13 protein-coding genes and 1 pseudogene are annotated in these 13719 nt (G+C 64.3%); 7 read left to right on the top strand and 7 right to left on the bottom strand.

Annotated features, from left to right (window positions below; genetic code table 11):
* Position 1 precedes the first annotated feature (1 nt).
* The 7 genes and pseudogenes from GD429_RS20810 to GD429_RS20780 form a co-directional block, all read right to left on the bottom strand.
* Entirely contained in the window at positions 2-1108 is a 1107-nt protein-coding gene (locus GD429_RS20810) for an ABC transporter ATP-binding protein (protein WP_152859443.1), read from the bottom strand.
* 11 nt (positions 1109-1119) lie between these two features.
* Positions 1120-1920, bottom strand: coding sequence for an ABC transporter permease (locus tag GD429_RS20805; protein ID WP_111018005.1), 801 nt, complete (start codon positions 1918-1920; stop codon positions 1120-1122).
* 1 nt (position 1921) lies between these two features.
* On the bottom strand, positions 1922-2806 hold the full coding sequence (locus GD429_RS20800; protein ID WP_152859441.1) for an ABC transporter permease: 885 nt from the start codon (positions 2804-2806) through the stop codon (positions 1922-1924).
* A 140-nt stretch (positions 2807-2946) separates the two neighbouring features.
* Positions 2947-3987 (bottom strand): annotated as a pseudogene (locus GD429_RS20795) (ABC transporter substrate-binding protein).
* 150 nt (positions 3988-4137) lie between these two features.
* A complete protein-coding gene (locus tag GD429_RS20790; protein ID WP_227791695.1) occupies positions 4138-5106 on the bottom strand; it encodes a flavin reductase in 969 nt (322 codons plus the stop codon).
* 188 nt (positions 5107-5294) lie between these two features.
* The gene (locus GD429_RS20785) at positions 5295-5981 is read right to left on the bottom strand and encodes a GntR family transcriptional regulator (protein ID WP_193727154.1); all 687 of its coding nucleotides are present in this window, start codon (positions 5979-5981) and stop codon (positions 5295-5297) included.
* A 133-nt stretch (positions 5982-6114) separates the two neighbouring features.
* Positions 6115-6405, bottom strand: a complete 291-nt coding sequence (locus GD429_RS20780) for a DUF1330 domain-containing protein (RefSeq protein ID WP_152859437.1) — start codon at positions 6403-6405, stop codon at positions 6115-6117.
* Positions 6406-6515: 110 nt separating this feature from the next.
* On the opposite strand from GD429_RS20780, the gene GD429_RS20775 reads away from it, so the two are divergent.
* The 7 genes from GD429_RS20775 to GD429_RS20745 all read left to right on the top strand — a co-directional run bounded on the left by GD429_RS20775 (position 6516) and on the right by GD429_RS20745 (position 13307).
* Positions 6516-7118, top strand: a complete 603-nt coding sequence (locus GD429_RS20775; RefSeq protein ID WP_152859435.1) for an amino acid synthesis family protein — start codon at positions 6516-6518, stop codon at positions 7116-7118.
* The gene (locus GD429_RS20770; protein ID WP_152859433.1) at positions 7087-7905 is read left to right on the top strand and encodes an alpha/beta fold hydrolase; all 819 of its coding nucleotides are present in this window, start codon (positions 7087-7089) and stop codon (positions 7903-7905) included. Before GD429_RS20775 ends, GD429_RS20770 begins: the two co-directional genes overlap by 32 nt.
* Position 7906: 1 nt before the next feature.
* Positions 7907-8842, top strand: coding sequence for a flavin reductase (locus GD429_RS20765; RefSeq protein ID WP_152859431.1), 936 nt, complete (start codon positions 7907-7909; stop codon positions 8840-8842).
* Between the two features lie 11 nt (positions 8843-8853).
* On the top strand, positions 8854-9891 hold the full coding sequence (locus GD429_RS20760; RefSeq protein WP_152859429.1) for an LLM class flavin-dependent oxidoreductase: 1038 nt from the start codon (positions 8854-8856) through the stop codon (positions 9889-9891).
* 12 nt (positions 9892-9903) lie between these two features.
* Complete coding sequence (locus GD429_RS20755) at positions 9904-11373, top strand: aldehyde dehydrogenase (RefSeq protein WP_152859427.1); 1470 nt, start codon at positions 9904-9906, stop codon at positions 11371-11373.
* Positions 11374-11489: 116 nt separating this feature from the next.
* Entirely contained in the window at positions 11490-12902 is a 1413-nt protein-coding gene (locus tag GD429_RS20750) for a purine-cytosine permease family protein (RefSeq protein ID WP_152859425.1), read from the top strand.
* A gap of 15 nt (positions 12903-12917) precedes the next feature.
* The gene (locus tag GD429_RS20745; RefSeq protein ID WP_111017994.1) at positions 12918-13307 is read left to right on the top strand and encodes a carboxymuconolactone decarboxylase family protein; all 390 of its coding nucleotides are present in this window, start codon (positions 12918-12920) and stop codon (positions 13305-13307) included.
* Positions 13308-13719: the final 412 nt, after the last annotated feature.

Here is a 13719-nt window from a genome sequence, read left to right as displayed (position 1 = left end):
GTCAGGCTTGCGCGAAGAGGCGCACGTCGTGCGCGTCCCAGTCGACGAGTGCCTGCGCCCCAATCACGATACCGTTGTCGTGCCGATGGGCGGCCGGCATGCGGATCGAGATTTCCTGCTGCCACGGCGTCGCCACCGCGTAGTGCATCGCATCGCCGAGATAGGTGACGTCGCGCACGGTCACGGGCAAGCCCGCGGTGCCGCTCGCACCGTTTGAACCGCTTGCGCTCTGCAGCGAGCTGATACGCATCTGTTCCGGGCGAATCATCAGCGCGCCCTCGTCGCCGGCTGCGAGCGTCGGATGAAACACGTCCGACGCCATTTCGAGGCCGTTGGGAAACACGCCGCCCATGCGACCGTCGCTGTTCTTCGTCACCTTGACCGGCAGGAAATTCGAATTGCCGATGAAGCTCGCGACGAAGCGCGACGCCGGGTTCGCATAGAGCTCCTCTCCGGTGCCGACCTGCTCGATGCGGCCCTGGTTGAACACGGCGATACGGTCCGACAGGCGCAGCGCCTCTTCCTGGTCGTGCGTGACATAGAGGATCGTCACGCCGGTTTCCTGGTGAATGCGGCGCAACTCCAGTTGAATCTCCTCGCGCAGTTTCTTGTCAAGCGCGGAGAGTGGCTCGTCCATCAGCAACACGGGCGGATCGTAGGCAAGCGCACGCGCGATGGCGACGCGCTGCTGCTGCCCGCCGGAGAGCTGGGCGGGCATCCGGTCGCGACACTCGGACAGGTGAACGAGTTTCAGCATCTGCGCCACTTTCGCGTTGATTTCGGCTTCGGGCCGGCGGCGCACCCGCAGCGGGAATGCAACGTTCTCGCCCACCGTGAGATGCGGGAACAGCGTATAGCGCTGAAACACCATGCCGATGTTGCGCTGGTTCGGTGCGACCGACAACAGCGACTTGCCGTCGAGCAGCACGCGTCCGTCGGTCGGCTCCTGAAAGCCCGCGACGATATAGAGCGTGGTGCTCTTGCCCGAACCTGACGGTCCGAGGAAAGTCATGAATTCGCCCTTGCGCACGTCGAGCGAAACCTGGTCGATCGCGACGACATTGTCGTAAGTCTTGCGCAGGCGCTGGATTTGCAGGAATGCAGTCATGGCGTGTTACCTCAGTTTGCGCGTGCGCGGCGCACCACCGCGCCCGCCAGCATCAATACGGTCGTCAGTCCGACGAGCAGCGACGATGCAGCCGCCACGACGGGAGTCAGGTCTTGCCGCAGCGTCGCCCAGATGCGCACCGGCAGCGTTTGCAGCGTCGGGCTCGACATGAAGATCGACACCACGACTTCATCCCACGACGCGAGGAACGCGAAGATCGCGGCGGCAAACAGGCCGAGCCGGATCGAGGGAAGCGTGACCCGCAGCTTCACCGTGAGCGGCGACGCACCGCAGATGAGCGCGGCGTCCTCGAGCGCCGTGTCGAAGCTCACGAGCGAGTTGCTGATCGAAATGATCGAGAACGGCAACGCAATGATCAGGTGGCCGATCACGAACCCGGTCATCGTGCCGTTCAGGCCGATGCGCAGGAAAAACGCATAGAGCGCGACGGCGAGCACGACGACGGGCAGCACCATCGGCGTGAGGAAGAAACCCCGCACGGCCTCGCGGCCGCGAAACTTGCCACGCACGAGCGCCAGCGACGCGAGAAACCCTATCAGCACGGACAGTGCGGTGACGATCACCGCCAGCTTCGCGCTGGTGAGCAGCGAGTCGATCCAGCCCGCATCGGTGAAAAGCTGCCGGTACCATTCGAGGGTCCAGCCCGGCGGCGGGAAGATGAGCCACTGCGAATCGCCGAACGACAGCGCGACGATGAAGAAGATCGGCAACAGCAGAAACAGCGCAACGGCCGCGCCCACGGCCACGAGGATCCAGCGCAATGCGCCCAGGCGATCGAAATCGAGCAACATGTCAGCGACCTCCGGTGGTTGCACGCGCACTGCCGGTAAAGCGCAGCTGCAACGCATAGAGCGCGAGCGTCACGGCGAGCAGCACGAACGCCGCGGCGCCGGCGAGGCCCCAGTTCAGCAGCTCCTGCACGAGTTGCGCAATGAGTTCCGCGAGCATCATGTACGACGGGCCGCCCAGCAGCGCGGGCGTGACGAAGTAGCCGAGCGCCATCACGAACACCATCAGCGCGCCCGAAGCCACGCCCGGCATCGCGAGCGGCACGAGGATGCGCCAGAACGCCTGCCAGCGGCTCGCACCGCACACCGCGGCGGCGCGCAGCGTCGACGGGTCGATGCCGCGCAGCGTGGCATGCAGCGGCATCACGAGGAATGGCAGCATGATGTACGTCATGCCGATCGTCACGCCGGTGAGGTTGTTCACGAGCGAGAGCGGCTCGTGTATCACGCCGATCGCCATCAGCGCGCGGTTGATCGGCCCGGTCCCCTGCAGCAGCACCATCCACGCGAACGTCCGTGCGAGCAGGTTGGTCCACATCGACAGCAGCAGGATCGCGAACAGCACGGAACTGAGCTTGCGCGGCGCGATTGCGAGCAGCCATGCCATCGGAAAGCCCACGACGAGCGTGACGAGCGTCACGACCGTGGCCACGAGAAACGTATTGCCGAACACGCGCAAATACGTCGTCGAGCCGAGCAGTTGCTCGTAGTTGTGCAAACCGGGTGTCGGCTCGAGCACGCTGCGCAACAGCAGCGACAGCACCGGCAGCAGGAAGAAGATCACGAGCAGCAGCATTGCCGGCGTCAGCAGCCGCATGCTGCGCCAGTCGCGCCGCTTGCGCACGTTCGCCGCGGGCGGATGCGCGATGGTACTCAATACGTTGGGCATGGTGGCTCCTTTGTCGGCCAGGGTCGGCGCTTCACTGCCCATTACCCCTGGCCCCATGCAGGTTCGTTGCTCAGCCGGGCCGGTCCGTCCCGGTTCGGCATCCTGAACGGCGTTCGGCCCGTACGTGGTGCCGCGCGTGCTTACTTCGATTGCCATGCGTACCAGCGCTTCGCGATCGCGTCGCGGTTCTCTGCCCAGTACTTCATGTCGAGGTTGATCTGCGATGTCTTGTACTGATCGGGCAGCGTCTTGGCGATCGCCGGCGGCATAAGCGCGGCCGACTTCACGTTGATCGGTGCATAACCGGTATCGGCCGCGAATTTCGCCTGGGCCTGCGCGCTCGTCGCGGCGGCCAGGTACTTCATCGCCGCATCGCGATGCTTCGCGCCCTTCGGAATCACGAGCATGTCGGCAGCGGTCAGGTTCTGGTTCCACGAAATGCCCACCGGCACGCCGGTCTGCTCGAGCGCATGCAGGCGGCCGTTCCAGAACATGCCGATAGGCGATTCGCCCGATGCGAGCAGCTGCTGCGACTGCGCGCCGCCGCTCCACCAGACGATGTCGCTCTTGATCGAGTCGAGCTTTCTGAACGCGCGGTCGAGGTCGAGGGGATACAGCTTGTTGGGCGCCACGCCGTCGGCGAGCAGCGCGATTTCGAGCACGCCCGGCGCCGACCACTTGTAGAACGTGCGCTTGCCCGGGAAGCGCTTGGTGTCGAAGAGATCCGCCCAGTTTTGCGGCTGCGCGCTCGTGTACTTCGCCTTGTTGTAGCCGAGCACGAACGAGTAATAGAAACTGCCCACCGCCGAAGGCGTCGTGAAGCGCGGGTCGAGCTCGGCCTTCTTCACCACCGAATAGTCGATCGGCTCGATCAGCCCGGCCTTTTCCGCGGCGTACGCGAAGTCGCCTTCCACGTCGACCACGTCCCAGCTCACGTTGCCGCTGTCGACCATCGCCTTGAGCTTGCCGTAGTCGGTGGGCCCGTCCATCAACACGTTGATGCCGCTCGCCTGCGTGAACGGTTGCGCCCAATCCTTCTATTGCGACGACTGGGTCGTGCCGCCCCAGCTGGTGAACACGATCGGGTCCGCGGCCAGCGCCGGCGCGGTGCAAAGTGCGGCCAACGGTGCGATATATGCCAGACGCGACACTGCGAAACGCGGGATGCTTCTGCTGCTCATGGTCTCTCTCCGAGGGGAAACGGTTGCGGCTCGCGGCCACCGGGACGGCAGCCGCTCGAACACGAGTACTCAGGCCAGCGGCACCAGTCGCGCCGGCTTCTTGATCTTGTCTTTCATCACTGCGGCGCGGCGCTCCCGGCCGACGCCGTCTCAATGTGCAAGGGCCAGCGCCTGTACCGTCCCGGCTTCCGTATCGCCGACATAGATGCCGTACGCGTCCTGCCTGCGCTCGCGCACATAGCGTTCGAGCATCGAGCGCACGGCGGTGTCGGTGATCTCGTTCCACGGAATCTGCCAGAGCGGCACGATGCGGATGCTGCTGTCGAACCACGGCGACCCCGTGTGAATCACGCGGCCGCGGTAATAGATGTGGACGCCCGGCTCGCGCTCGCCGGCTGCCTCGAACACCGCAAACAGGAAGTCGAGATGCGCGTTGAGGCCGAGCTTCGCGAGCACGCCGCGCAGGCTCGCCGCGTCGCTCGCCGGCTCGAGCCTGATGCCGGTCGGCAACCCGAGGCCCTGCGGCGTATCGACCAGCACCAGCCCGTCGCGATGCTCCAGAATCGCGCCGACATGGGCACGCCCCATGGCCGCGGACAACGCGTCCTGCGACAGGCTGAAATTCACGTACGCGCCGCGGCAATAGCCGAGCGGCGACGCACTCGTCTGCACGAAGTCGACCACGCGTCCGATCAGGATGATGTGATCGCCCGCGTCCACCACGTCATGCGTCAGGCAGTCGAAGCTCGCCGCCGCATCGTGGATCACGGGGGCGCCCGTCTTGCGCGTGCCCCACGGCACTTGCGTGAACTTGTCCTGCGCCTTCGACGCGAACATGCCGGAGACGTCGGTCTGGTTTTCCGCGAGCACGCTCACGGCAAAACGTTGCGTGGCGGAGAACACCGCATGGCTCGACGCCGTCTTCGCGATGCACACGAGGATCAGCGGCGGGTCGAGCGACACCGACGTGAACGAGTTCGCGGTGAAGCCGCGCGGCGAACCGTCCGGCTGGATCGTCGCGACGACCGTCACGCCGGTAACGAATGCGCCGAGTGCGCGACGGAATCCGAGCGTGTCGAATGCGTGTTGCGCGGTTTGTCCGGTCATCGACTCAGCCATGGCGTACTCCCGTGATCACTGTGATACTCGATGGGATGATGGTATGCCATCTTATGGTCCACAACAATGTTCTCAATATTATGGAATACCATAAGTCAAATCGACAGACAAAAAAAAGCCGCCGGCATGGTGTGCCAGCGGCCTTCCGTGTCGAACCGCGCGCGTCGAATCCCGCGCTCACGGTTCCGTCAACCGTCGCTGACTGCCTCGTCCTGCTGAGCGAGCGCCGACAACGCCAGCTCGGAAACCCGCTTGATGTGCGCGGCCGACGCTGCCGAAGCCGCATCCCCGTCGCGCCGCTCGATCGCGTCGAGCAGTCGGTTCATTTCAGTGTTGGAGTCGCCGCCGCGCCCCGGCATCGCGATGGTCAACGCACGCAACCGGTTGATGCGCGCGTTGAGCGTCTTGACGACCGTCAGCGACACCTGTTTTCCGGCTGCTTCGAACAGCGTTTCGTAGAAGCGCTCGGTGTACTCGAGCACGCGCGGCAGATCCTGCTTCTCGAACGCATCCTCGATCACCGCGCGGACCTCGCGCAGTTGCCGCACGACCTCGGGTGTCGCGCCCTCGGCGCACGCACGCGCGGCATTGGCTTCGAGCAAGCCGCGCAGCTCATAGATCTCGCCCACTTGCGCCGGATCGAGCCGCGCCACCACCGGCCCTTGCCGCGACACGGTCTCGACCAGCCCTTCGGTCTCCAGATGTCGCAGCACCTCGCGCACCACCGTGCGGCTTACGCCGAGCTCGTCGCACAGCGTGCGCTCGACGAGCCGGGCGCCCGGCCGGAAATACCCCTGCACGATCGCGCCGCGCAGTTTGTCGAGCGTCAGTTCGCGCAGGGTCTTGGCATTGCGGTCGATTTTGAGGTCTTGCATGGGCGGCACTCTGGAAACGGTATTTGGCCTGTGGCCGGCCGGGCGCCGGGCACAAACATGGAATGCCATATTATGACCTAACTGTCATCGGGCTTTCCATCCTGCAGGCCGGCAGCGCGCCGTGAGCGCGCGATCAACTCTCCAGCCCCTCGACGATCGAGATCTGCGCTCGACAATGCCCGTCCCGCTTGGCTTTCGCCGCCTGGTATTCGGGCGAGTGATAGCACGCGAGCGCCGTTTGCATGTCGGCGAACCGGATCACGACGTGGCGCTCGAACGACTCCCCCTCCAGCACCTGCGACGCGCCACCGCGGGCGAGGAAAACGGCGCCGAACTTCTTGAACGCCTGCGGCGCGACATCCGTGTAGTCCTTGTATTTCGCGGCATCGAGCACCGTCACGTGGGCAATCCAGTACGCAGTCATTTTCCATCTCCGTTTTCCGGAATTTTCCGGACAAGGGTTAACACTCATGGCATGCCGTAACATGGTATACCACAATGAATTCCACAATCAACGCACGAAAGGAAGGTGCCATGAGCCTGATTCGGAAATCCGTCCTCCATGTCGAGACGCTCTACGTGGATGGCGACAGGGTCGCTGCCAAGCCGCTGAAAATGATCGGCGCGGTCGCCGTGATCAAGAACCCGTGGGCAGGCCGCGGGTATGTCGAGGACCTGTCGCCGGAGATTCGCGCCCTCGCGCCGCAACTCAGCGAACACCTGACCAAAATGATCCTCGACGAAGCCGGTTCGGGCGAAGCCGTCGAAGCGTTCGGCAAGAGTGCGATCGTCGGCCTCGACGGTGAAATCGAGCATGCGTCCGCGCTGATCCACACGCTGCACTTCGGCAACACTTATCGCACGGCCGTCGGCGCGAAGTCGTACCTCGCGTTCAACAACACGCGCGGCCCGGCCAATGCGCCGCTGCTCATCCCGATGATGGACAAGAACGACGAGGGTCGCCGCTCGCACTACCTGACGCTCCAGTTCTCGATTGCCGACGCGCCGGCCGCCGACGAACTGGTCATCGCCATCGGCGCCGCCACCGCAGGCCGTCCGCATCACCGCATCGGCGACCGCTACAAAGATCTCGCAGAGCTCGGAAATGACGTCAAGAACCCTGCCGCTGTCAAATAATCGCGTCGCCCACTATCTCGATCAGGGTGCCGGCAAACCGCTGGTCCTGATTCACGGCGTGGGCATGCAGGCGAACGCGTGGTACCCGCAAATCGACGACCTGTCGCGCGATTTCCGCGTGATCTCGGTCGACATGCCGGGCCACGGCACAAGCGATGCGCTCGATACCGACGCCGACCTGCAGCAGTTCGTGCAGTGGGCGATCGAATTCATCGAAGCCCTTCAGGTCGGCCCCGTCAACCTGGCCGGCCACTCGATGGGCTCGCTGATTGCCGCCGGCGTAGCCGTCACCAGGCCGGACCTGGTCAAGCGCGTGGCCGTGCTGAATGGCGTGTACCGCCGCACGGAGCAGGCGCGCGAAGCCGTCCTGCAACGCGCCGCCGAACTGCGCTCGGGGACCATCGACGTCGAAACGCCGCTGCGGCGCTGGTTCAACGCCGAGGAGGCGCAGCAGATCGCCGCGCAGAAGGTCGAATCGTGGCTGCAGTCCGTCGACCTGGCCGGCTACGCCACCGCGTACACGGCGTTCGCGAAGGGCGATGAAGTGTATGCCGACGGCTGGCACCGGATCGCCTGCCCTGCTCTCGTGCTGACCGGGTCGGACGACCCGAATTCGACGCCGGAGATGGCCAGGCAAATGGCGCAGGCCGCACATCACGGAAAGGCCGTCGTGATCGAGAACGAGCGCCACATGGTGAACCTGACCGCGCCCGAGGAAGTCAATCGCGCCCTGCGTGCCTGGTTGCAGGCCGAGCCGCAGGCGGAAACCCTGAAATCGGAAGTGTGACATGAGCCAAGCAACCAGCCAGGAAGCCCCGACGATCAACACCCGGGAGTTGCGCGATGCGTTCGGCGCGTTCATGACCGGCGTGACGATCGTCACCACCGCCCGCGATGACGGCCAGGCGCTCGGCTTCACCGCGAATTCGTTCTCGTCCGTGTCGCTGGACCCCGCGTTGCTGCTCGTGAGCATCGCAAAGACGTCGAGCAATTTCCAGACGTTTTCGACCGCCGGCCATTTCGCGATCAACATTCTCGCGGAAGGGCAAAAGGAACTGTCCAACACCTTTGCGCGGCCGAGCGACGATCGCTTCGCGAAGGTCGGCTGGCGCCTGAGCGACCATCGCAACCCGCTCATCGACGACGTCAGCGCGTGGTTCGACTGCACGACGCACGCGGTGATCGATGCGGGCGATCACGCGCTCATCATCGGCAAGGTCGAGGCGTTCCATTCCGCCGGCTACGCCGGGCTCGGCTATTACCGCGGCGGCTATTTCACGCCGGCGAAGCTGTCGGCCGAAGTCATCGCCGGCCCGAAGGTCATCGTGAGCGCGATCATCACGCGCGATGACAAGGTGCTCATGGTGAAGACGGCCGACCACAAGTGGGCACTGCCCACGAAGGAGATCGGCAACGAAGGCGCCGACAAGGCGCTCGCCGACATCTTCCGGCAATACCAGCCGGACGCATCGGCAAGCTTTATCTATTCGGTCTACAACAACACCGAAACGCACTACCAGTACATCTCGTTCCTCTGCAGCGCACCGGACGACGTCACCGTCGCCGGCGAATTCGTGAGCCTCGACGACATCGAGACCGACGCGTTCCAGGACAGCGCACTGGCCAGCATGCTCGAGCGCTATCGCAAGGAGAGCCAGTTGAAGAGCTACGGCCTGTACTTCGGCGATCACAGCACCGGCACCGTCCGCCCGCTTCTTTCCTGAAAGGTCACATCATGCGTTTTTCGCTTTTCGTTCACATGGAGCGTGTCTCCGACCAGACCAGCCAAAAGCAGCTGTACGACGAGATGGTCGAGCTGTGCCAGATCGCCGATCGCGGCGGCATGCACGCGATCTGGACCGGCGAGCACCACGGGATGGACTTCACGATCGCGCCGAATCCGTTCATCAATATCGCCGATCTCGCCAACAAGACGAAGCGCGCGCGGCTCGGCACGGGCACGGTCATCGCGCCGTTCTGGCATCCGATCAAGCTCGCCGGCGAAGCCGCGATGACCGACATCGTCACGGGCGGCCGCCTCGAACTCGGGATCGCACGGGGCGCCTACTCGTTTGAATACGAGCGCCTGATGCCGGGGCTCGACGCGTGGGGTGCGGGTCAGCGCATGCGCGAACTCATTCCGGCAGTGAAGAAGCTGTGGGAAGGCGATTACGCGCACGAAGGCGAGTTCTGGAAATTCCCGTCGACGACCTCGTCGCCGCTGCCGCTGCAGCAGCCGCATCCGCCGATCTGGGTGGCCGCGCGCGACCCGAACAGCCACGAGTTCGCCGTGGCCAACGGCTGCAACGTGCAGGTCACGCCGCTGCACCTGGGCGACGAGGAAGTCGAGAAGCTCGTCGGCCACTTCAACGCCGCATGCGAGAGGTTCAGCGACGTGCCGCGCCCGCAGATCATGCTGCTGCGTCACACCTATGTGGCGAGCAGCGAGGACGATGCGCAACTCGCCGCCGACGAAGTCAACGTGTTCTACAACTACTTCGGCGCGTGGTTCAAGAACGAGCGTCCGATCAGTCGCGGCATGATCAAGCCGCTGAACAGCGAGGAAATCGCCGCCCACCCGTTCTACACGCCGGAAGCGATGCGCAAGAACAACGTCATCGGCACGCCCGCGGAAGTCATTGCGCGTCTGAAGGCTTACGAAGCGCTCGGCTTCGACGAGTACTCGTTCTGGATCGACACCGGCATGAGCTTCGAGCGCAAGAAGGCTTCCCTCGAGCGGATGATCCGCGACGTGATGCCTGCGTTCCAATAAGGTGCCGATGCCATGAATGTGCCATTTCAGCTGTATATCGACGGCCGGTTCGAGCCCGGCGCCGCGACGTTCGGCAGCGTGAATCCCGCGACCGGCACCGTGTGGGCGCAGATGCCGGAAGCACGCACCGACGAGGTCAACCGCGCGGTGGCCGCGGCCGGTCGCGCGCTGACCGATCCGCGCTGGGCCGGTCTTTCCGCGTCGGCGCGAGGCAAGCTACTGTACAAGCTCGCCGATCTCGTCGAACGGGCTGCGCCGCGACTCGCTGAAATCGAAACGAACGACACCGGCAAGATCATCCGGGAAACGTCGAGCCAGATCGCGTACGTCGCCGAGTATTACCGCTACTACGCGGGCATTGCCGACAAGCTCGAAGGCAGCAGCATTCCCGTCGACAAGCCCGACATGCAGGTATGGCTCGAACGGCAGCCCGTCGGCGTGGTCGCCGCGATCGTGCCGTGGAACAGCCAGCTGTTCCTGTCCGCGGTGAAGGTCGGGCCGGCTCTCGCTGCCGGATGCACGGTGGTGCTCAAGGCATCCGAGGACGCGCCGGGCCCGTTGCTCGAGTTCGCGCGCCTCGTGCACGAGGCGGGATTCCCGCCGGGCGTCGTCAACATCATTACCGGCTTCGGCCCGGAATGCGGCGCGGTGCTGAGCAGCCACCCGGGCGTGGACAAGGTCGCCTTCACCGGCGGCCCGGAGACGGCGCGCCACATCGTGCGGAACACGGCCAACAACCTCGCGAAGGTGTCGCTCGAGCTCGGCGGTAAATCGCCGTTCATCGTCTTCGCCGATACCGATATCCAGAGCGCGGTGAATGCGCAGGTCGCGGCGATCTTCGCGGCGAGCGGCCAAAGCTGCGTCGCGGGTTCGCGCCTGCTGGTCGAGGCGTCGATCAAGGAGCAGTTCCTTTCCCTGCTGGTCGAGCGTGTGTCGCGCATTCGGGTGGGGTCACCCAACGAGACGGCGACGGAGTATGGCCCACTGTGTACCGAGCGGCAGCTTCGCAACATCGAGGCGGTCGTCGCGAGCTCGGTGCATCAGGGTGCGAAGGTGCTCGCCGGTGGGAAGAAGCTGGAGCGCGACGGGTATTACTACGCGCCGACCATCCTCGACTGCACCGGCGTCGAGAACGCCGACAGCATCACGACGGAACTGTTCGGCCCGGTGCTGTCGGTCGACACGTTCGAATCCGAACAGGAAGCGATCGAGAAGGCGAACAGCACCGTCTATGGTCTCGCCGCCGGCATTTTCACGACCAACCTCACGCGTGCTCACCGCGTGTCGAAACGCGTGCGCTCCGGCATCGTCTGGATCAACACCTATCGCGCGGTGTCGCCGCTCGTGCCGTTCGGCGGCTTCGGTTTGTCGGGGCACGGCCGCGAAGGCGGCCTGAGCGCTGCGCTCGAATATACGACGACAAAGTCCGTGTGGCTTCGCACGTCGGACGATCCGATCAGCGACCCGTTCGTGATGCGTTGAGCGGGCCGCCATTCGCCTGCAGTATCGATTCAAAGCCGCAGAGGCCATGTCGTGCCGTGCCGCGTCATCTAGCGCGTGCGGCGAGACACGGCCCCGGCAATAATGATGGAGACAGCATGACAAAACCGGCAAACGACAGCAGCGTTCTCGCCATCGAAAGCAACTCGATCGACTATGTCGCCCCCGAGGCGCGGCATGGAAAGCCGGCCGATCTGTTCACCCTGTGGTTCTGCACGAATGTCGCGCCGCTGGCCGTGATTTCCGGCGCCACGTCGGTGCTGGTGTTCCACCTCGACCTGGTGAGCGCGATCGTCGCGATCGCGGCCGGGCAATTCTTCGGTGCGATCTTCCATGCGCTCACCTCCGCGCAGGGGCCGCTCGTCGGCGTGCCGCAGATGATCCAGAGCCGGGCCCAGTTCGGCCGGTACGGATCTCTGCTGGTGGTGGGATTCACCACGCTGATCTATCTCGGCTTCTTCGTCTCGAACATCATCCTCGCGGGCAAGACGCTCCATACCGCAGCACCTTCGGTGCCCGTGCCGGTCGCGACGGTCATCGGCGCCGTGCTCGCGACGCTGGTCGGCGTGATCGGCTGCCACTTCATTCATCGCTTCAACAAGGTCGGCGCGTGGTTCATGGGCGGCGCGCTCGTCGTCGGCATCGCGCTGATGGCCCCGAGTATCGACGGCGGGATCCTCCAGCAGGGTCATTTCGATCTCGCCAACTGGTTCGCGATGTTCGGGCTGTGCGCGGTGTGGCAGATCAGCTTCGCGCCCTATACGTCCGACTATTCGCGCTATCTGCCGGCTTCCGCCGGATTCGGCAAGACCTTTGCTTACACGTATTTCGGCACGTCGCTGGGCACGATCTTCGCGTTCCTGTTCGGCGTGCTGGCCGTCAGCACCGGGCATTCGACGGACGCGATGCAGGCGATCCGCGATCAGACCGGCGCGTTCGGCTACGTGCTGATCTTCCTGTTCCTGGTCAACATCATCGGCCACAACGGGATGAACCTGTATGGCGCGGTGCTGTCGTTCATTACCGCCGCGCAGACGTTCCGCCCGCACTGGGTGCCCGGCCGCAACGTGCGCGTCGTCGTGTCGGCGGTGCTGCTGGTGGCTTCGACCGCGACCGCACTGTGGGCATCCAGCAACTTCATCTCGATCTTCCTCAACGCGATCTTCGCGTTGCGCATCGTGCTGGCGCCGTGGATCGCGATCAACCTGATCGACTTCTATCTGGTCAACAACCGCCACTACCGAGTCGCGGAAATCATCAGCAGCAATGGCGGCGTGTATGGGTCGTTCAACGTCAAGGCCATCGCGATCTACGTGTTCGGCATCGCGGTCCAGGTGCCGTTCATGGAAGAGCGTTTTTTCCACGGTCCGTGGGCGTCGATTCTCGGTGGCGCGGACGTGTCGTGGATGGTCGGCCTCGTCGCCACGGCGCTGGCTTGCTACCTGTTCGCGTCGAAGGACGGTGCGCGCTCGCGCGGCCGGTGTCCCGCAGCCGCCGGGGCTTTGGAATAACGGAGGAGTTCGATCATGAACGAAGACGATGCGCTGTTTCAGAAGGGCCTGCCGATTCGCCGGGAAGTGCTCGGCCCCGAGTACGTCGACGCGTCGATGGAGAAGGCCGACGCCTTCATGATGGCGTTCCAGCGCGCCACCACCGCATGGGCGTGGGGCTGGGCATGGGGTGACGAGACGCTCGATCGCAAGACGCGCAGCCTGCTCAACCTCGCGATGCTGACCGCGGCAGGCCATACCAACGAACTGAAGCTGCACGTGAAGGGCGCGCTCAACAACGGCGTGAGCGTCGATGAAATCAAGGCGACGCTGCTGCACGCGACCGCCTATTCGGGCATCCCGCACGGCCTCAGCGCGTTCAAGGCGGCACACGAAGTGCTGGTGGCTGAAGGTGCGTTGAAGTAAGCGACCTGCTTTCGAATATCCGGGCAGACGCATTACCGGTGGACGAAGCAGTACGCGGGGCTGGAATCTGGCCGGGTCCGCGTACTGAAGCAACATTTCCCGTGCTCTGGTCGACGCCCGCTGTAGGCGTTCACCGGAGTGCCAACCGCTGCGCATCTTTATTTCAGTATTTAACGGTGCGCGGGTGTTCTCCAGCATATATCGAGCATTCGCCAGATTGATCGATAGGTTCAGGCCATTTTCCGAGGTCTGACATGGCAACAAAACCGGGAAAGACGAAGGTCAGTGTGCGAGACCGAATGCCTCGGCCCCGCACACTGGGACGCTATATGATCGTCGACCTCCGGATCGACATAACGTCGATGCCGAGTCGCCTTGTTCCGCCGTGCGCCGATTAGGTACCGAACCGGAG

This window comes from Burkholderia sp. BE17 (assembly GCF_009362305.1).
Lineage (GTDB): Bacteria > Pseudomonadota > Gammaproteobacteria > Burkholderiales > Burkholderiaceae > Burkholderia > Burkholderia pyrrocinia_C.
Note: the sequence above shows the minus strand (reverse complement) of the source record. Positions and strands in the feature narration are given on the sequence as shown.

Coding starts and splice junctions, on each gene's coding strand:
- GD429_RS20760 (WP_152859429.1), top strand. CDS start 8,854: ATGCGTTTTTCGCTTTTCGTTCACATGGAGCGTGTCTCCGACCAGACC.
- GD429_RS20765 (WP_152859431.1), top strand. CDS start 7,907: ATGAGCCAAGCAACCAGCCAGGAAGCCCCGACGATCAACACCCGGGAG.
- GD429_RS20770 (WP_152859433.1), top strand. CDS start 7,087: ATGACGTCAAGAACCCTGCCGCTGTCAAATAATCGCGTCGCCCACTAT.
- GD429_RS20810 (WP_152859443.1), bottom strand. CDS start 1,108: ATGACTGCATTCCTGCAAATCCAGCGCCTGCGCAAGACTTACGACAAT.
- GD429_RS20745 (WP_111017994.1), top strand. CDS start 12,918: ATGAACGAAGACGATGCGCTGTTTCAGAAGGGCCTGCCGATTCGCCGG.
- GD429_RS20775 (WP_152859435.1), top strand. CDS start 6,516: ATGAGCCTGATTCGGAAATCCGTCCTCCATGTCGAGACGCTCTACGTG.
- GD429_RS20780 (WP_152859437.1), bottom strand. CDS start 6,405: ATGACTGCGTACTGGATTGCCCACGTGACGGTGCTCGATGCCGCGAAA.
- GD429_RS20755 (WP_152859427.1), top strand. CDS start 9,904: ATGAATGTGCCATTTCAGCTGTATATCGACGGCCGGTTCGAGCCCGGC.
- GD429_RS20785 (WP_193727154.1), bottom strand. CDS start 5,981: ATGCAAGACCTCAAAATCGACCGCAATGCCAAGACCCTGCGCGAACTG.
- GD429_RS20805 (WP_111018005.1), bottom strand. CDS start 1,920: ATGTTGCTCGATTTCGATCGCCTGGGCGCATTGCGCTGGATCCTCGTG.
- GD429_RS20800 (WP_152859441.1), bottom strand. CDS start 2,806: ATGCCCAACGTATTGAGTACCATCGCGCATCCGCCCGCGGCGAACGTG.
- GD429_RS20750 (WP_152859425.1), top strand. CDS start 11,490: ATGACAAAACCGGCAAACGACAGCAGCGTTCTCGCCATCGAAAGCAAC.
- GD429_RS20790 (WP_227791695.1), bottom strand. CDS start 5,106: ATGGCTGAGTCGATGACCGGACAAACCGCGCAACACGCATTCGACACG.